Consider the following 19,001-nt stretch of genomic DNA (forward strand, 5'->3'; position numbering starts at 1 on the left):
TCTGGGGTCGGGAAGGGATGCGGAGAGGAAGAGGGGTGGAGGGAGGGGGTGGGGGAGGAAGGGGGGTGAGGAGAGGGGCGGGCCCGGTGCCCGTCCGCCGTCAGGTGCGGGCGGACACCGGGTGCCGGAGGGTGGGGCCCGGTGCCCGCCCGCCGTCAGGAGGGGCGGGCACCGGGTGTCGGGAGGGGGCTCAGCCGACCTGGCCGAACCTCCACTTCTGGCTGGCCGCGGTGGTGCTGCAGCTCGACTGGACCAGCTGGACGTCGTCCGCGGTCGAGGCCTGGGGGATGTTCAGGCACTTGTTGCTGAGCACCGAGACGATCCGGTAGGTGCCGAGTCCGGCGCTCACGAGCTTCCACTTCTGGTCCGAGGCGCCGGCCACGCACGTCCACTGCTGGACGTTGGCGGCGTTCTTGGAGACCAGGTCCAGGCACTTGTTGCTGTGCTGCGCGGTGAGGGTGAAGGCACCCGCACCGGCGTCGGTGAGCCGCCACTGCTGGTTGGCTCCGTTGGTCGCCGACCACTGGATGACGGCCGCGCCGTCGGCGCTCGACTCGTTCCGCACGTCCACCCGCTTGCCGCTGTGCTCGCTCGTCACGGTGTAGGTGCTACCGCTCTGCGGGGCGGGCGTCCCGGTGCCGGGCGCGTTGAAGGTGATCGAGTCCAGGTCGAAGGAGTCCGCCGACGGTGCCCTGAAGACCGCGTACACGGTCTGGGTTCCGGCGGTGTCGGTGACCGCGACGGGGTTGAGGTTGACGTAGTTGTCCCAGCCGCCGGTGGACGGGACGGGAGCGGTGGCGATGAGCGCGCCGGTCGGCGAGCCGGACCGGAGTTCGATGGATCCACCGGTGTGGGACGGGGCCGAGACCCGGAAGGTGGCCGACTCGACGCCGGTCAGGTTCAGGGGCTTGAACGAGATCCAGTCGCCGTCCGAGATGTCGCCGATGCGCTTGCCGTTCTGGGCTCCGCTCTGGTCGACGATCCGGACCCCGGACTGGCCGGTGAAGTACTCGGCCTGCTTGAGGCGCGGCTGGAGGGTCGCGCTCGTGGTGCCCTTCAGGCCGCCGTTGTCGGTGTAGTCGGCCGACAGCACGAGGAAGGTGTTGGCGGTGGCGTCGTGGCCGGAGGCTCCGGTGGTGATGGAACCGCTGCACCCGGTGTACTGGCCGGTGTCGTGGCTGTGGCTGTCGTGGCCGAGCGCGGCGGTCACCACGACCTCGGAGCAGTCGATGGCACCGTCTTCCGGATCGGTCACGCTGATCTGGTAGTTGATGGTGTCGCCGTAGGAGAAGACACGGCCGTTGCCCGGGGTGGTGAAGGTGACCGTCGGCCGGGTGTTGCCGACGACGATGGGCATGTTGGTGGTGCCCGTCTTGCCGTCGGCGTCGGTGACCGTCAGGCGCGCGGTGTAGGTGCCGTTGGTGGTGTAGGTGTGCGCGGGGTTCGGGCCCGTGCCCGTGGAGCCGTCACCGAAGTCCCACGTGTAGGTGAGCACGTCGTCGGGGTCCGGGTCGGCGGAGCCGGTGGAGGAGAAGGTGACCTCCAGCGGAGCCTGTCCGGAGTCGGGAGAGGCGGTCGCCTTGGCCAGCGGAGCGCGGTTGCCGGCGACGTAGTCGATCCGGTAGATGCCGTCGTCGGTGTTGGCGTGACCGTAGCCGTTGCCCCATTCGGCGAGGTACATCGCGCCGTCGGGGCCGAACTTCATGTCGATCGGCGCGCGCAGACCGAGCTGGGCGACGAAGGGGTTGATCTTCAGGAGGTCGCCGGCGTCGTCGAGGCGGAACTCCTTCACGAAGTTGCGGCTCCACTCGTAGAAGAAGGGAGTCTTGTCGTAGTACTCGGGGAACTTGCGCTCGGAGGTGCTGGCCGCGTCGTAGTGGTAGAACGGGCCGCCCATCGGGGCCGCGCCACCGGCGAGGTCGATCTCGGGGAACTCCTCCGAGGCGTGGTAGTCGTACCAGACCTGCGCGGGCTTGGCCGCGGGCAGCGTGGTCAGACCGGTGTTGTTCGGCGAGTTGTTGACCGGGGCCGCGCAGTTGAACTTGGCGCCGGAGGTCGAGGTGGCGAAGTTGTAGTCGTTGAAGGGGATGTTGTCACCGACGCAGTAGGGCCAGCCGTAGAACCCAGGCTCCTTGATCAGGTTCCACTCGACGGTGCCCTCGGGACCGCGGTTCGCGTTCTCCTGGTTCGCGTCGGGTCCGTAGTCGGCGGCGGATATCCAGCCGGTCTCCGGGTCGACCGCGAAGCGGAAGCTGTTGCGGAAGCCCATCGCGTAGATCTCGGGCCGCGTCTTGACGGTGCCCGGCGCGAACAGGTTGCCCGCGGGGATCGTGTAGCCGCCGGCCGCCTCGGGGTGCACGCGCAGGATCTTGCCGCGCAGGTCGTTGGTGTTGGCGGACGAGCGCTGGGCGTCGAACTTCTCGCGGCCCGCCCGCTCGTCGATGGGCGCGTAGCCGTCCGACTCGAACGGGTTGGTGTCGTCGCCGACGCCGACGTAGAGGTTGCCACCGGGTCCGAAGGCGAGGCTGCCGCCGGTGTGGCCGGGCTCGTCCGACCCCCGGTAGGCCGGGACCTCGATCACGGTCGTGGCGCTGGCCATGTCGAGCGTGTCGTCGGCGTTGACGGTGAACCGGGTGACCCGGTTGACCTCGGCGGTGCCGCTGGGCGAGTGGTTGACGTAGATCCACCGGTTGGTGGCGAAGTCCGGGTCGAGGGCCAGGCCGATGCCGCCGTCCTCACCACCGTCGTAGACGCTGAGCTGACCCGCGACGTGCGTCTCGGACGCGCCGTCGTGCGTGTGGATGACGTTGACCTTGCCCGAGCGGGAGATGTAGTACACCTTGCCGTCGGCGGCCACGTCGAGCTGCATGGGCTGGTCGGGAGCGCCGTCCAGGGTGACCTTCTGGAAGCGGTCGGAGACGGTGCCGCCGCAGTCGCCCGCGGCCGCGCCCGCGGCCCACTTGAGGCCGCCGAGGAGGTGCTGCCGGAACAGCGGCTCGGAGTAGGAGGCCGTCTCGTGGCCCATGGCGGTGGCCCAGACCTTGCCGCCCTCGGCGTTGCGACACCAGGAGATCGGGTGGTCGGCGCCCATTTTGGCGCCGCCGGCGTCGTAGGTGGTCTCGTCCGCCGTGACGAGGACGTGCACGCCGCCGCGCGCGTTCTCGTCGAAGTTGTACCACTCCTCGGTCCGCACCCAGCGGTCCGGGAGTCCGACGGTGGAGGGATGCACCTTGTCCGCCACCTTGGCGGTGCCCTGCACGATGCTGGAGTGCGCGGTCATGTGCGCGCCGGCCATGACGACCTCGTCCCACCAGGGGAACTCGGACTCGATGTTCATGTCCGTGGCGTTGTGGACGGCGACGATCCCGTGGCCGTCGCGCACGAACTCCTGGGCCGCGGCGCGCTGGGCTTCGGTGTCCCAGACCATGCCCGAGGACTGGAGCATGACCACGGCGTCGTAGGTGCTGAGGCCCGTGGTGCTGAAGACGTTCGCGTCGTCGCTCTCGACCACCTCGATGCCGCTGTCGGCACCGAGCTGCTGGAAGGCCTGGATGGCCGCGTCCATGGAGGAGTGCCGGTAGGCACCGGCCGCCGTCTTGGTGAAGAGGAGGACCTTGAACTCGGCGTCGGCCGTGTGCCCTTCGTGGGCGAGGACGGGCGCGGCCTGCAGGGTGGTGAGACCCAGCAGCGATACGGTGAGGGCGGCGAGGCCGCGCTTCACCCATGGTCGTGACATGGGGGATTCTCCTTGGGAGGGAACTACACGTGGAGAGGGGTCACAGGGTGCGCAGGAAGGCGAGTCCTTCGGTGGCCAACGCGTCCTGACTCGTCGCCAGCGGACGCCAGATGGAGGCCGCCGTCGCGATGGTGGTGTTGTCCGGAGTGAAGGACTCGATGACCAGCGGACCGGTGTAGTCGACGTCCTTGACCGCCGTGGCGAAGGCGGCCCAGTCGAAGTGGTCGGCGCCGGGGGCGCCCCGGTCCGTGCCGCAGACCTGGATGAGTGCGATGCGGGATCCCGCGTCCCGGATCGCCTGGGCGGGGCTCCTTTCCTCGATGTTCAGGTGGTACGTGTCGAGTGCGAGGCCGCACTCGTCCGGGAGGGCGTCGAGGGCCTGTTCCACGGTGTTGATCAGGCTGGTCTCGTACCGGTTCAGGGGCTCGACGCCGACGCGCACGCCGCGCTCGCCCGCGTACGCGAGAACGGGCCGGAGGTTCTCGCGCAGTTCGGCGAGGACGGAGCGGCGCTCGTCCGCGTCGAGCTTCCAGGTCCGTCCCACGGAGGCGTAGGCGGGGCCGCTGATCGTCGGGGAGCCGACGGCGACCGCGACGTCGACGCAGTGCCGCAGGTAGTCCTGGGTGTCTCGGATCGTCTCGGGTGAGGCCGCCACCAGTTCCCTGCCGGGGGCCATGACGAGGACCAGCGAGGCGCCGAGTCCATGGTGGTGCAGGAGTTCGGCGGCACGCTCGGGGGACCAGTCACCCGGCTGCTCGACCGGCAGTTCGACGGTGTCGAAGCCCCATCGGGCGATGCGCGGGACGAGCCGGGCGAGCGAGGCGTCGGTCGACGGCGAGTCCCAGACCCAGGTGTTGACGCCGATGGCACCCATCTACTTGCCGCCCCAGTTCTGGGGGTAGCCCGCCATCTTCTCGCAGCCGCAGAGCGCGTAGTGCAGGGGCGGCATGCCGGGCTTGAGGTAGTCGTTCAGCTTGTCCTCGGTGATGGCCGGCTGCGGCAGGTTCCAGACCTTCGGCACGCTCTCGCCCTTGAGGACCTTGAGCGCGGCGATGATCGGGGTGCGCCACTGGTACGTGGGGTAGGTCGGGGCGATCGCCGTGAGCTTCGCGTCCTTCCACTTCTGCAGGAAGTCCTGCTGGTCCTCGCCGTTGAGCGGCGGGACGGGCAGGCCGGCGTCCTCGAACGCCTCGACGGCGGCGACGGCGGTGGCGCCGGAGTCCAGCCAGAGGCCGTCGATCTTGCCGTGGCGCTGGATGTAGTTGGTGACGATGCTCTTGGTCTTGGCGGCGTCGCCGTCGGTGAACTCCACCCCCACGACGTCCAGTTCGCTCTCGTCGAAGGCCTTCTTCGCGGCCGACCAGCGCGTCTCCAGGACGTCGACGCCGGGCGAGATGCGCAGCGCGAGGACCTTCCCGCCGGGCTTGACCTTCTGGGTGAGGAACTCCGCGCCGTCCGCGCCGAAGGCGTAGCCGCCGATCGGCTTGATGAAGGTGACCGGGCAGTCCGTCCCGACGCCGCGGTCGAAGAGGATGACCGGGACCTTCGGACAGGCGCCCTTGACCGCCGGGGTGAGGGTGGCGGTGGTGTTCGGGGAGACGATGAGCGCGTCGCAGCCCTTGGCCTGGAGCTCGGCGATGTCGGAGATCTGCTTGTCGTCCTTGCCCTCGGCGTCGAGGACGGTGAACTCGCCGATCTCCTTGTGCAGGGCGACCTCGGCCTGCATGGTCTTCCAGCCCACCTGGCGCCAGGGGTTGTTGGTGGCGGCGTTGGAGAAGCACAGGTGGTACGGGCCGGCCTTCTTGTACGCGGCCGTGTCGACCGGCTGCGGGTCGATGGCCTGCTCCCACGGCTTGTCGGCGGGGCCGGTGGGCTGCTTGGTCCGCATGGCGAGCTGGGCGTCGTAGTCGGCCTGGACGAAGAAGGAGGACTGCTCGCCGGTCTTCTTCTCCCCGTCCTTGCCCTTCTGGGCGTCGGACGAGGCGCTGGAACCGGCCCCGCCTCCGGGCAGGTCGCTGGAACAGCCGGTCAGCGCGACGAGGGCGGCCACTGCGGTGGCGGCGAGAACGCTTCTCTGGATGTGCGACATGATGCTTCCTCTATGCGGTGGTGGAGGCGGACTTGGCGCGCCGCGGGAACTGGACGGCCCCGAGGGCGACGGCGATGACGAGGATGAGCCCCTGGACGGTGTATTCCAGGGCGCCGGAGATCCCGTACAGGTTGAGCAGGGTGAAGAGGGCCTGCAGGGTGAACGCGCCGGCGATGGCGGCCACGGCGGATCCGCGGCCTCCGCCGAGGACGACACCGCCGAGGACCACCGCGGTGATGGCCTGGAACTCCAGGCCCTCGCCGACCTTGGCGGACACGCCGGCGAATCCGCCGAGCAGGACCGCGCAGACCGCGGCCGACAGTCCGGACAGGATGAAGGCCACCGTCTTCACGCGCAGCACGCGCACCCCGGAGAGGCCCGCGGCAGTCGGGTTGTCGCCCGCGGCCATCAGGGTGCGCCCGAAGTCGGAGCGCATCAGGGCGATGACGGCGGCGACGACGGCGACGAGGACGAGGACCGACCAGGGGACCGGCCCCAGGCTGCCGCGGCCGAACTGGCGGAACTCCTCGGAGAGTGCGCCGCGCGGGGATCCGTCGGTCCACAGGAACACCGCTCCGGACAGGATCAGGAGCGAGCCCAGGGTCACGATGAAGGACGGCACCCGCAGCAGGGTGGTCACCACCCCGTTGACGAGACCGATGAGGGCTCCGAAGGCGAGCAGGAGCAGGATGACCGGCCAGGTGGCGCCGGAGTCCCCGTCGATCAGCCGGGCGGCGATCACCACTTCGGCGGTGACGAGCGAGCCCACGGAGAGGTCGAACTCGCCGGAGACGATGACGAAGTACTGGCCGGCGGCGAGGATGGCCAGCGGGGCGGCCCGCTTGACGAAGGCGAGGAAGCCCTCGGGTTCGAGGAAGAAGGGGTTGGCGATCGCGATCGCCACCAGGAGGACGGCCAGGACGCCGAAGATGGGCAGGTTGCGTCTCATCGGGCGAACCTCCGGCGGGCGTAGATCGCCAGGGCGGCGACGAGGACGACGCCCCGCACCACGTCCTTGGCGAAGGAGTCGATCTCCATCTGGTTGAAGACGCTGTCCAGGACGGCGAGGAGGAGGACGCCGCCGACCGTTCCGGCCACGCCGCCCTTACCGCCGGCGAGGGCGGTGCCGCCGAGGACGACGGCCGCGATGGACTCCAGGTCGTAGCCGCCGTCGGTGCCGACGGTGGGGGCTCCCGCGCCGAGCCTGGCGGCGAGCAGCAGACCGGCCGCTCCCGCGGTCAGGGAGCAGAGGATGTGGGTGGCGACGATGACGCGGTCGGTCCGCACGCCCGAGAGGCGGGCCACCTCGGGTCCGCCGCCGACGGCGTAGATGCGGTAGCCGAGCGGAGTGCGGCGGAGCACGAACCAGGCCGCCGCCGCGATCGCCAGCCAGAGCAGGGCCGAGACGGGCACGGGTCCGACGCGGTCGTACCCGAGGTGCTGGAAGGACTCCGGCACGCGACCGGCGGGTCCGTCGTAGCGGTATTCGAGGATGCCCTTGATGACGAGCGAGACCCCGAGTGTGGCGATGAACGCGTGGACCTTCAGCGTGGTGATGGCGAAGCCGTTGACGAGCCCGGTCAGGGCGCTGACGAGGAGGACGGCTCCGATCGCCGGCAGCACGCCGTACTGGGCCATGGTCTCGGCGGCGACGAGCGAGCAGAGGCTCATCAGGAAGGCCACGGACAGGTCGAGCGAACCGGCGAGGATGGCGAGCGTCTGTCCGACGGCGACGATGCCGAGGGCCGCGGACCGCTGCTGGATCCCGACGATGTTGCTCTCGCTGAAGAACTGGCCCCCGTCGAAGGCGAACAGGACCCACGCCACGATGAGCATGACGCCCAGGGCCACGAAGACGGGCCTGGCGGGACTGTCCGCGGCGAAGCCCCGGACGGAGATTCCCTTCACGGGGAGGGTCTGGGGTGGCTGGGTCATGATCCGGCCGCCAGGTGCATCACGGCTTCCTCCGAGGAGTCTGCGGGCAGGTGGCCGGCGATGCGGCCGTCCCTCAGGACGACGACACGGTCACTCATGCCGATGAGTTCGGGGAGCTCGGAGGAGATCATCAGGACGGCCATGCCGTCCTCGGCGAGTTCCCGTACGAGCTCGTGGATGGCGGCCTTCGCCCCGACGTCGACGCCGCGGGTCGGCTCGTCGAACAGGAGGACCTTCGGAGCGACCGTCAGCCATTTGGCGAGGACGACCTTCTGCTGGTTGCCGCCGGAGAGGTACCGGACCTCCTTCTCGGGACTGGGCGGGGCGAGGCGCACCCGCTTCAGGAGCTCCAGGACCGAGGTCCCGACCCGTCCGCGGCGGGCCCGGGCCACGAGGAGGGCGTTGTCGCGCACGGTCTGGTGCAGGGCGAGCCCCTCGGACTTGCGGTCCTCGGTGACGAGCCCGATGCCCGCGGCGATTCCGTCCCGTACCGAACCGGGACGGCGGGGCGTCATCTCGCCGCGGGTGAAGGGCTCGGCGCCGAAGAGGGCCTTGGCGAGTTCGGTGCGGCCGGCCCCCTGCAGTCCGGCGAGGCCGACGATCTCCCCCGCGCGCAGCTCCAGGTCGATTCCGTCGAGGAAGTCGTTGCCGCCGCCGCGTACCGAGAGCAGGACGTCACCCGCCGGACGCGTCGCGCGGGCCGGGTAGTAGTCGGTGAGCTCGCGGCCGACCATCAGCCGGACGAGTCCGGCGGTGGTGAGTTCCCCGATCGGGAGGGTGGTGACCTTGGCCCCGTCCTTGAGGACGGTGACGCGGTCGGCGAGTTCGAAGATCTCCCGCAGCCGGTGCGAGATGTAGAGGACGGCGACGCCGCGCTCGCTCAGCCGCCGGACGAGCCGGTACAGCAGCTCCACCTCGCTCTCGGCGAGGGCGGCCGTCGGCTCGTCCATGACGACGATGCGGGCGTCGACCGAGAGCGCCTTGACGATCTCGACCACCTGCTGCTGGGCCACGGAGAGCCGGCGCACCAGGTCCCGGGGGCCGAAGGAGCCTTCGCCGAGTTCTTCGAGGAGCTTCGCGGTGGCCGATTCCATCGCCGCGCTGTCGACCAGGCCGCGGCGCTTCGGCTCACGGCCGAGGAAGACGTTCTCGGCGACGGTCCGCTCGGGGAGGAGGGTGAGTTCCTGGTAGATGATCGCCACGCCCGCCCGCTGGGCGTCGGTGGGGTGCTTGAAGGAGACGGTCCGGCCGTCGAGGGCGATCGTCCCCTCGTCGGGGGTGTGGACGCCGGCGAGGATCTTCATCAGCGTGGACTTGCCGGCGCCGTTCTCGCCGATGAGGGCGTGCACTTCGCCGCGCTCCACGTCGAGGTCGACGTCCGTGAGGACGCGGGCGCCGGGGAAGCTCTTGCAGATGCCGGTCATGGTCAGCACTCGACCCACCCCCCTTCTTGTGCCGACCGGAGGGCGGCGTCCGTGAGCTGGGCGGCGCGGGCGCCGTCCTCGAAGGTGGGCAGCCCCTCTCGGGCGTCCCCGCCGATCGCGGCGTAGGCGTCCGCCACGAAGGCGTCGAAGCAGTCGTGGAAGCCCTGCGGATGCCCGGCCGGCAGCGGCGAGTACCGCTTGGCGGCCTCCGACAGGCTCAGCGGGTCGCGGACGAGGGCCTGGGAGCCGCTCCGGCCGCCGAGCCACAGCTGCTCGGGGTTCTCCTGGTCGAAGGCGAGGCTTCCGGAGGCGGCGGACACCTCCAGGAAGAGGCGGTTCTTGCGGCCCGGGGCGACCTGGCTGACGGCGACCGAGCCGAGGGCCCCGGAGGCGGTGACGAACTGCACGGTGGCGAGGTCCTCGGTGAGGACCGGTCCGCCGCCCGCGCGCTCGGGAACGACCACCGAGGTCTGTGCGCAGAGCTTGGTGATCCGGTCCCCGGTCACGAACTCGACGAGGTCGAACCAGTGCGAGCCGATGTCGCCGATCGTGCGGCCGGGCCCGCCCTGCTTGGGGTCCACCCGCCAGTTGTCGTCGGTCGACTCCATCAGCCAGTCCTGGAGGTAGCTGCCCTGGATGAGGCTGACGCGGCCGAGCGCGGTCAGTCGTTCCCTGGCCTCCCTGACCATCGGGTGGAAGCGGTAGACGAAGGGGACGGCCGCCGTCACTCCGGTGTCCTTGGCCCGTTCGGCCATCGTCCGGGCCGCGGTGGCCTCGGTCGCCAGTGGCTTCTCGCAGATCACGGCCAGGCCGGCCTCCATCGCCTCCAGGGCGATGGGCGCGTGCAGGTGGTTGGGGGTGCAGACGTGCAGGACGTCTATCAGGCCTGAGTCGATCAGTTCCGTGACCGACTCGAAGGCCTTCTCGGCGCCGAGCGCCTCGGCGCCCTCCGTGGCGTTCGCCAGGTCGGCCCCGGCGACGCCCACCAAGCGGGCGCCGGCCTGTCGCGCGGCTCGGGCGTGGATCCGGCCGATGAAGCCAGTTCCGACGATACCTACCCTGACTTCCGCCGACTGTCGTCGTATATCGAGCATGTTTCGGATCCTAGAGACGACTTATTCCGACCGTCAACCATAAGGACGTCGACAGTTATGATTAATAAGGCTCAGACCAATCCCGCAGCACCGACATGGATGGAGACGGGGAGTTGACCACCGAACCGGCAGGCGCCGGCGCCCTTCTGGCGATCCTGCGCGACGGCCGCGCCCGCACCCGCACCGAACTGGTGCAGCTCACCGGCCTCGCCAGGTCGACCGTGACCCAGCGACTCGACGCCCTGGCGGACCAGCAGTGGATCCGCCCCTCGGAGGACTCGATCTTCTCGGGCGGCAGGCCCGCAGTGGCCTTCTCCTTCAACTCCGAGGCACGGGCGGTCCTCGCCGCCGACCTCGGGGTCACCCACGCGCGGATCGCGGTGACGGACCTGGCCACCCGCGTGCTCGCCGAACGCACCCGCGACGTACGGATCACGGAGGGCCCGGAGGCCGTCCTGAGCTGGCTCGTCGACGAGTTCACGGAGCTGCTGAGCGAGGCCGGCCGCACCCTCGCCGACGTGTGCGGCGTCGGCATCGGCCTCCCCGGGCCCGTCGAGCACACCTCGGGCCGACCGGTGAATCCGCCGATCATGCCGGGCTGGGACGGCTTCGACGTGCCCGGCTGGCTCGCCCCCCGCCTCGGCGCACCCGTCCTGGTGGACAACGACGTCAACATCATGGCCCTCGGCGAACACTGGGCCGCCAGTCCCGAGGTCGAGCACCTCCTCTTCGTGAAGGTCGGTACCGGCATCGGGTGCGGGATCATCACGGAACACCGCCTCCACCGCGGCGCCCAGGGCTCGGCCGGCGACATCGGCCACATCCGGGTGGCCGGAGCGGCGAACGAGCCCTGCCGCTGCGGCAACACCGGCTGCCTCGAAGCGGTCGCCGGCGGCGGCGCGCTCGCCGCACGCCTCCGGGACGCGGGCCTCGACGCCGCGGACGGCCGCGACGTGGTCGCACTGGTCCGCGCCGGCAACCCCACCGCCATCCAGCTGATCCGCCAGGCGGGCCGGGACATCGGCGACGTCCTGGCCGCGCTCGTGAACTTCTTCAACCCCGGGGTGATCATCATCGGGGGCGACATCTCGGAAGCCGGGGAGCACCTGCTCGCCGGGGTGCGTGAGGTCATCTACAGCCGGTCCCTCCCGCTGGCCACCCAGCATCTGTCCATCCGCGGAAGGGAACTCGGCGACCGCGCCGGCGTGATCGGAGCCGCCGTCATGGTCATCGAGGACACCCTCAGCCCGGCGGCGGTCGACCAGTCCGTCGCGACCTCGGACTGACCGGAGCGGCCCCACCGTCAGGGGGGCGCTCCGCCGGGCCCGCGACGGGCCGGACGGCGAGGAGGCTCTCCGCCACCGGCGGTGCGACGGTCATGTCGCCCGCCGCCGCGGTCGTGCCCGGGACTCGCGAGGGGAAGGGGGCCGCGCGAGACCCCGGAGGGCCCAGGCGAACCGGCGGTCGCGGGCGAGGCGACGGGCACGGGCGAGGCGGCCGGCGGGCCGCCGTCGCCCGCGACCCCGCGCGCGGTCAGAGGGCGACGAGCTCCCATTCCTGGCCGGCCGAGCTGTCGGCGGGGACCTGGACGATCCTGGCGCCGTCGTCCGTCGAACCGTTCTCGACGGCCGCCCGCAGACCGCTGGCCCGGTTGACCAGGTGGTAGCGGCCGCTCGCGCCGGCGGCCACCAGGTCCCACCACTGGTTGGGGCTGTCGGTGTCCGTCCACTGGTCCAGCGCCTGGCCGTGGGTCGTGGACGCCCCGGGGTTGTCGAGGACCTTGCCGCTGTGGACGTTGGACAGCCGGAAGGTTCCGTCGTAGTTCGGCGCCGGGCGCCACTGCTGGTTCGCCCCGCCCGACCACGGCCACTGGATGACCGACGCCCCGTTGCCGGTCGATTCGTTCGCCACGTCGAGGACCTTGCCGCTGGCCCGGTTGACCACCCGGTACGTCCCGGTGAGCAGGCCGACGGTGACCTCCGTACGCGTACCCGCCGTGAGGGACAGCCTCCTGGCGTGGTCGCCGAGGGGGGAAGCCGCCACGGAGGCCGTGGTGGAGAGCGACGTGATGCCGCGGCGACAGACGAAGTCCAGGGTCTGGGTGACGTCGGAGACGAGGGTGACGGTGGCGGTGCGGGCCGTCGTGTCCCACGTCAGGCTCTCGACGAGGACCCGGTTGCGGCCCCGGACGCCGCGGATCGCGCCCCGCGCCAACTGCTCGGGCAGGGCCGGCAGGATCTCCAGCATCCCCGGCCTGGTGTAGATCAGGGACTCGGCGATGATCGCCGGCAGGGCGTTGGCGGCATCGCAGTTGTAGGTGTGCAGGTCGGGGTTGTGGGAGGTCACCAGGGAGCGGAAGACCATGTCGCTGCCGAGGATCTTGCGGATGTTGTCGTAGACGCCGGCGCCGTCCTTCAGCCGGCTCCACGCCAGGGCGCGGTGGAGGCTGCCGTGGGCCGAGTAGTTCTCGTCCCCGCGGATCCTGAGGGCCTTGCGCGCGGCGAAGACGAGCTCCGGCTTCTCCTCGGGGTTGATCTCGTGCAGGGGCCAGGCGCCGTACAGGTGCTGCGCGTGGCGGTGGTTGTAGCGGTCGTTCAGGCCGGGCCAGGACCATTCGGCCAGCGCCTGGTCACCGTTGACGGCGTAGTCGGGCAGTCTGGACAGCAGCTCGGTCCACCGGGCCACTCCCTGCCCGCTGCCCTGCTCGACGTTCAGCTTGTTCGCGGCGTCGACGGCCGCCTGGAGGGCGTGGCGGCCGGCCATGATGTCGCCGGTCGCGTTGGTGGAGAGCATCTGGCCGGTGTTGGAGGGGGAGTTCTCCATCGAGAACGAGGGGACGAAGACGACCTTGCCGTCGGCGTCGGTGCGGGTCAGGAAGTCCTCGTAGAACAGGGCGAGTTCCATCAGGGCCGGGCCGAGCTTGTCCCGGAGGAACGCCTCGTCGCCGGTCACCTGGTAGTGCTCCAGGAGCGGGTACAGCATCCAGTCGGCGCCTCCGGTCCAGCACTGGCCCGGGAAGTCGCCGTCGTTGAAGTGCAGCATGTGGCCGTGCTCGCCGTCGGTGCGCGACGGGGCGAGGAAGCCCCGTGCGCCGTAGAGGTTCGTGGCGTTCCTGCGCCAGTCGTCGAGTTGGCCGAGGACGAGGTCGAAGAAGCCGTTCATGGCGGTGCCGTGGCCGAGGATGTTGCCGCCCGCGACCTGGAGGTTGACGTTGGCGTCGGTGGTGAAGTCGTCGGCCCAGGCACCGTTCCAGCTGCCCGCCCACAGCCCGGTCAGGCGTGGCGGCAGGATGCCGCTGGAGCTGACGAACAGGTACCGCCCGCAGTCGTACATCCGCTCCATCAGCGCGATGTCGACCGTCCAGCGGTTGCCGTTCTGGCGTGCGGTCAGCTCGGACGTGGAGAGCCGGCGGTCCGCGGCGGAGACGTCGAGGTCGAGGCTGGAACCGTCGAACATCGCCTGGTGCAAGGGGGCGTGGCGCCCGAGCAGGGTCGCGTAGTCGGTGGAGAGCGCGCCCAGTGCGGCGTGCAGCGGCTTGGCGTTCCAGTCGCCCGCGTTCTCGTACCGGCCCAGCTTGGTCAGCAGCACCACCTTGGTCGCGCGGGAGACGACCAGCGTGTTGCCGCTGACCGACACCGAGGCCCTGTTGCCCGAGACCACGACCCGGGTGACGCCCTCGTATCCGAACGCCCCCTGGCCCGACGGGTACGTCCCCCGCAGGTTGAGGTAGCCGGCGCCGTTCGAGACCGTGGCGATCGTGGTGAAGCCGACATCGCCCGGTACGCCTTCGAGCGCGGTGCTCACCTTGACCGTCGTCTCGACGGTCTTGCCGGCGGCGGGCAGCAGCTCGTGGACGACGACCTTGTCGGCGCGGGAGACGAAGGCGCGGCGCTTCCAGACCCCGGCGCTGTCGGACCACGAGTGCGTGACCTCGCCGGTGCGGAAGTCGGTGACCCGCGCGTAGTTGTTGGACGTCGTCGCGCCCGGCGTGCTCAGCTGCAGTTCGTACCCCGGATGGAAGGTCTGCGTCCAGCGCAGGTCCCAGCCCTCCGCGAACTCCCCCGCGGCTCCCCAGTAGTCACCGGCCAGAGCCCTGTCCCGCACCGACTCCAGACGGTCCGCGAGCACGGGCGGCGTCACGTCGCGGGTGCCGTTGGGCAGCACGAAGCGGTGGTGGTTGAGGACCATCCTCTCCAACTGCGGCGTCCCGTGGAGCACCGCGCCGTACTCACCGTTGCCGGTGACGAATCCGTCCGTCCACGACCACGCGGGCACGGTGTCGTACATGCCCCGCTGCGGCAGCGTGACCTGGGGCGGCACGGCGGCGGAGGCGGTCGGTGCGAGGAGGGCGCCGGGGAGCGCGATCGCCCCCGTGGTCAGGGCGGCCGCCGTGATGAACCCTCTGCGGCCGAGAGGGGCGTCGGGGGAAGGCATGACAGGACTCCTTCGATGAAAGGAGGGCGGGAGGAGGAGGGCACGCCGACGCGGCCGGGCGAGCGGCCGGACGAGCGGGCGGGGGGGCGGGCGTGAGGTCGAGCCGGGTCCCGTCGGCTGCGACTCACCCTCCGTGTGAACGCAAACATGCGTTTCGTGATAGACCACTGCTGGCGTGCCGGCCCAGTGCAGCACGGGCCGCGGCGAGGCGTCAATAAGCGTGCGATCTCGCCATCCCGTGGCGCGGAATGAGCGGGACCGCTCCCACGGAGGCGTCGATTGATGGGATGTCCTCGATCGCCAGGTCGAGCGGGCATTTTGATTGAACACTCAGCTATCGGATATATCGACGAGTTCTGCTCACGGGTCTAGACACCCGCCCCTTTGAGCCACTTACATTCATCCCATCTCTCGGAGGGAGCGTCGCGAGGGCGACGCCTCTCCGGAATCCCTCCTTCGGGACCAGTGCGAGGAAGAACCCATGCGGCTCAGAAGCACCCTGATCGCCACCAGCTCCGTCCTGTCCGCGCTCGCGCTGCTCAGCGCCTGCGGCGGCGCCGGCACGACCGCCTCACAGAGCGGCGAACCGCTCGTCGGCGTCGACTACCCCCGCTCCGACACCGACTTCTGGAACTCGTACATCACGTACACGCCGCGGTACGCCGACGAGCTCGGTCTCTCGCTCAAGACCACCAACTCGCAGAGCGACGTCGCCAAGCTCACCGCCAACGCCCAGACCTTCATCAGCCAGGGCGTCAAGGGCGTGGCGATGGCCCCCCAGGACACCGCCGCCATCGCGCCCACCCTCGCGCAGCTGGAGGCCAGGAAGATCCCCGTCGTCACGGTGGACACCCGCCCCGACAGCGGCAAGGTCTTCATGGTCATCCGCGCCGACAACCGGGCGTACGGCGAGAAGGCCTGCCAGTACCTCGGGACGAAGCTCGGCGGCAAGGGCAAGGTCGTGATGCTCCAGGGCGACCTCGCCTCCATCAACGGCCGCGACCGCACCGAGGCGTTCAACGCCTGCATGAAGAAGGACTACCCCGGCATCACCGTCCTCGGCGAGGCCACCAACTGGGACGGCGCCGTCGCCGCCCAGAAGCTGCAGACGGACCTCACCGCCCACCCGGACGTCAAGGGCGTCTACATGCAGTCGAGCTTCGCCCTGGCCGGGACGCTCCAGGTGCTGAAGCAGAAGGGGCTGCTGGTCGCCCCGGAGGACGAGAAGCACGTGTTCGTCGTCTCCAACGACGGCATCCCCGAGGAGCTCAAGTCCATCGCCGAGGGCAGGATCGACGCGACCGTCTCGCAGCCGGCCGACCTCTACGCGAAGTACGCCCTGTACTACCTGAAGGCCGCGATCGACGGGAAGACGTTCGCGCCCGGAAAGACCGACCACGACAGCACCATCGTGCAGGTCCGCGACGGCCTCCTGGAGGACCAGCTCTCCGCCCCCCTCGTCACCGCCGACGGCGGCACCTACGGCGGCGTCCCCAGCCTCAAGAGCGACGACCCGTCCCTCTGGGGCAACAGCCGCGGCTGACGGCACGCAGGCGGTTCCGACGATCACGAGTACGAGTACGAGGCGGTTGATATGAGTGACGGGGAGCGCGTCATCACCCCCGGGCCCGTCCCCGGGGACGGGGGGCGGGTCCGGACCGCCCCACCCGTCGTCGAGGCGACGGGCGTAGTCAAACGGTTCGGCCCCACCGTCGCCCTCGACGGCGCCCGGATCACCGTCCGGCAGGGCGAGACCCACGCCCTCGTCGGACGCAACGGAGCCGGCAAGTCGACCCTGGTGTCGGTACCCCCCCCCCTCCAGCCACCGCCGGTGGGGGCGGGGCCGTTGGGGGGCGCCCCGGCCCCCCCGCCCCCCGACCGGGACGGCTGGCGCCGCCACGTGGCCTGCGTCTACCAGAAGTCGACGATCATCCCTTCCCTGACCGTCGCCGAGAACCTCTTCCTCAACCGGTACGACCGGGCCCGAGGCGGCCTGATCGGCTGGCGGGAGGTGCGCCGGCAGGCCCGGGACCTGCTGTCGACCTGGTCGGTGGACGTGGATCCGCAGACCCCGGCCGGAGATCTCGACGTGGAGCAGCGGCAGTTCGTCGAGATCGCCCGCGCCCTGTCCTTCGGGGCCCGGTTCATCATCCTCGACGAGCCGACGGCCCAGCTGGACGGCGCCGCCATCAACCGGCTCTTCCACCGCATCCGGGACCTCCAGCACCAGGGCGTGACGTTTCTCTTCATCAGTCACCACCTCCAGGAGATCTACGAGATCTGCGACACGGTGACGGTGTTCCGGGACGCCCGTCACATCCTGACCGCACCGGTGTCCGACCTGCCCCGCACCGACCTCGTGGCCGCCATGACGGGCGAGGCGGCGGGGGAACGGCGCGGGGAGCGGCGGAGCACGCTCGACACCACCGCGCCCGCCGCGCTGAGCGTCCGGGGACTCGGGGGCGCCACGTACACCGACGTCACCCTGCGGGTGGGCGCCGGCGAGATCGTCGGCCTCGCGGGCGCCGCCGGCAGCGGGCGCACGGAGGTCGCCGAGACCGTCGTGGGCCTCCGCTCCGCGGCCGGCGGCGAGGTGGAGGTCGCCGGCCGGCGTCCCCGCCCCGGCAGCGTGCCCGCGGCACTGGCCGCGGGTGTCGGGTTCGTTCCGCAGGACCGTCACCACGAGGGCTTCGTCCCCGACATGTCGATCGCGGACAACGCCACCCTGTCCGTACCGGGCCGGCTCGGCCGCCACGGATTCCTGAGCCGCGCCCGCCGGGACCGGCTCGCCGCGGCCATGATCGAGAAGCTGGCCGTCAAGACCCCCGGCCCCGACCTGCCCGTCTCCGCGCTGTCCGGAGGCAACCAGCAGAAGGTCGTCATGGCCCGGGCCCTGGCCGACGACCCCCGGCTGCTCGTCCTGATCAACCCGACCGCGGGTGTGGACGTGCGATCCAAGGAGTTCCTCCTCGGCAAGGTCGAGGAGACGGCCGAGTCCGGGACCGGAGTGCTCATCGCCTCCGACGAGCTCGACGACCTGCGCCTGTGCGACCGGGTCCTGGTGATGTTCCAGGGCCGGGTCACGACCGAGATCGCCCGCGGCTGGCACGACCACGACCTCGTGGCCGCGATGGAAGGAGTGGACCTCCATGCCTGAGACCGTCCTCAAGGACACCCCCTCGCCGAAGGACACCGAGGCCCGTTCCCCGCGGCCCGGCCTGCTCGGCGGCCGGATCCCGCTGGCCCGGCTGCGCGATCTCGCCCTCGTCCCCGCGATCGTGGTGATCGCGATCGTCGGCCAGATCGTCAACCCGGTCTTCCTCCAGCCGGACAACCTGATCAACGTGCTGCAGACCATGTCGGAGATCGCCCTCCTGGTCCTCGCGCAGACGATGATCCTGATCGTCAAGAAGATGGACCTGTCGCTCGAGTCCACGATGGGGCTGGCGCCCGGGATCGCCGCCTGGCTGGTGGTGCCGGTCGGCGCGGGCCACGGGCTCGGCCTCCTGCCGGGCGCCTGGGCCGTCCCCGTCACGCTCGTCGTGGGCGCCCTGGTCGGCGTGCTCAACGCCCTGCTGATCATCCGCTTCGGGCTCAACGGCTTCATCGTCACCCTGGGCATGCTCATCGTGCTCCGCGGTGTGCTGACCGGCGTCTCCGGCGGGCAGACGTTCTTCCAGCTCCCGCCGTCGATGCTCTACCTCGGCACCGCCCAGTGGCTGGGCGTACCCGCCTCCATCTGGATCTGCCTGGCGCTGTTCGCCGTGGCCGTCGTCGTGCTCGGCTGGACGAGCTTCGGCCGCTCGCTGTACGCCATCGGCGGCAACGTCGACGCCTCGAAGGCCGCCGGCATCCGCACCGACCGGGTGCTGTGGATCGTCATCGTCGTCGGCAGCGTGCTCGCCGCCCTCGCCGGCCTGATGCTGTCCGGGCGCCTCGCCTCCGTCGCCTCCGCCCAGGGCGACGGCTACATCTTCACCGTCTTCGCCGCCGCCGTCATCGGCGGGATCAGCCTCAACGGCGGCAAGGGCACCATGTTCGGGGCCTTCAGCGGCATCCTCCTGCTCTTCATGATCCAGAACGTGCTCACCCTCGCCGGTGTCCCCGCCCAGTGGATCGGCGCCCTCAACGGCCTGATCATCCTGGTCGCCCTCACCCTCTCCCGGATCACGGGCGGCAAGGCACAGGAATGAACCCGGCGGCCGCCGCCGGTACCGCGATCCGCCGCCGGTGCCGGTGCCGGTGCCGGTGCCGGTGCCGGTGCCACGATCCGCCGCACCGCCGCCGGA

Annotated in this window: 12 protein-coding genes; 4 read left to right on the plus strand and 8 right to left on the minus strand. The window is 70.7% G+C overall.

Translation table 11 applies throughout. From position 1 onward, the window contains the following. Positions 1 to 190 precede the first annotated feature (190 nt). From ACFQ8C_RS02085 to ACFQ8C_RS02115, 7 genes are read right to left on the minus strand one after another with little or no spacing between them, the layout of a single operon-like run. On the minus strand, positions 191 to 3,736 hold the full coding sequence (locus ACFQ8C_RS02085; RefSeq protein ID WP_383451316.1) for a ThuA domain-containing protein: 3,546 nt from the start codon (positions 3,734 to 3,736) through the stop codon (positions 191 to 193). A 40-nt stretch (positions 3,737 to 3,776) separates the two neighbouring features. Continuing rightward, a complete protein-coding gene (locus ACFQ8C_RS02090; protein WP_383451319.1) occupies positions 3,777 to 4,610 on the minus strand; it encodes a sugar phosphate isomerase/epimerase family protein in 834 nt (277 codons plus the stop codon). Continuing rightward, entirely contained in the window at positions 4,611 to 5,825 is a 1,215-nt protein-coding gene (locus ACFQ8C_RS02095) for a substrate-binding domain-containing protein (protein ID WP_383451322.1), read from the minus strand. 10 nt (positions 5,826 to 5,835) lie between these two features. After that, positions 5,836 to 6,774, minus strand: coding sequence for an ABC transporter permease (locus ACFQ8C_RS02100; RefSeq protein ID WP_383451325.1), 939 nt, complete (start codon positions 6,772 to 6,774; stop codon positions 5,836 to 5,838). Continuing rightward, entirely contained in the window at positions 6,771 to 7,760 is a 990-nt protein-coding gene (locus ACFQ8C_RS02105; protein ID WP_383451328.1) for an ABC transporter permease, read from the minus strand. The genes ACFQ8C_RS02100 and ACFQ8C_RS02105 overlap by 4 nt, the downstream gene beginning before the upstream one ends. After that, positions 7,757 to 9,184 (minus strand): sugar ABC transporter ATP-binding protein, encoded by a 1,428-nt coding sequence (locus tag ACFQ8C_RS02110; protein WP_383451408.1) that lies wholly within the window; start codon positions 9,182 to 9,184, stop codon positions 7,757 to 7,759. The genes ACFQ8C_RS02105 and ACFQ8C_RS02110 overlap by 4 nt, the downstream gene beginning before the upstream one ends. Before the next feature lie 2 nt (positions 9,185 to 9,186). After that, positions 9,187 to 10,278 carry a Gfo/Idh/MocA family protein gene (locus ACFQ8C_RS02115; protein ID WP_383451331.1) on the minus strand — a complete coding sequence of 364 codons (1,092 nt, stop codon included), beginning with the start codon at positions 10,276 to 10,278 and terminating at the stop codon, positions 9,187 to 9,189. A gap of 113 nt (positions 10,279 to 10,391) precedes the next feature. On the opposite strand from ACFQ8C_RS02115, the gene ACFQ8C_RS02120 reads away from it, so the two are divergent. Continuing rightward, on the plus strand, positions 10,392 to 11,564 hold the full coding sequence (locus tag ACFQ8C_RS02120) for an ROK family protein (RefSeq protein ID WP_383451333.1): 1,173 nt from the start codon (positions 10,392 to 10,394) through the stop codon (positions 11,562 to 11,564). A 247-nt stretch (positions 11,565 to 11,811) separates the two neighbouring features. Here the strand turns inward: ACFQ8C_RS02120 and ACFQ8C_RS02125 are convergent, their stop codons facing one another. Further along, positions 11,812 to 14,712, minus strand: coding sequence for an RICIN domain-containing protein (locus tag ACFQ8C_RS02125; RefSeq protein WP_383451335.1), 2,901 nt, complete (start codon positions 14,710 to 14,712; stop codon positions 11,812 to 11,814). 481 nt (positions 14,713 to 15,193) lie between these two features. Here ACFQ8C_RS02125 and ACFQ8C_RS02130 point away from each other — a divergent pair, with 481 nt between their 5' ends. From ACFQ8C_RS02130 to ACFQ8C_RS02140, 3 genes are read left to right on the plus strand one after another with little or no spacing between them, the layout of a single operon-like run. Further along, positions 15,194 to 16,255 (plus strand): sugar ABC transporter substrate-binding protein, encoded by a 1,062-nt coding sequence (locus tag ACFQ8C_RS02130; protein WP_383451337.1) that lies wholly within the window; start codon positions 15,194 to 15,196, stop codon positions 16,253 to 16,255. 51 nt (positions 16,256 to 16,306) lie between these two features. Continuing rightward, positions 16,307 to 17,869, plus strand: a complete 1,563-nt coding sequence (locus tag ACFQ8C_RS02135) for a sugar ABC transporter ATP-binding protein (protein WP_383451339.1) — start codon at positions 16,307 to 16,309, stop codon at positions 17,867 to 17,869. Continuing rightward, positions 17,862 to 18,905 carry an ABC transporter permease gene (locus ACFQ8C_RS02140; protein ID WP_383451341.1) on the plus strand — a complete coding sequence of 348 codons (1,044 nt, stop codon included), beginning with the start codon at positions 17,862 to 17,864 and terminating at the stop codon, positions 18,903 to 18,905. Before ACFQ8C_RS02135 ends, ACFQ8C_RS02140 begins: the two co-directional genes overlap by 8 nt. Positions 18,906 to 19,001: the final 96 nt, after the last annotated feature.

The sequence above is a fragment of the Streptomyces sp. NPDC056503 genome (assembly GCF_042794995.1).
Classification (GTDB): domain Bacteria; phylum Actinomycetota; class Actinomycetes; order Streptomycetales; family Streptomycetaceae; genus Streptomyces.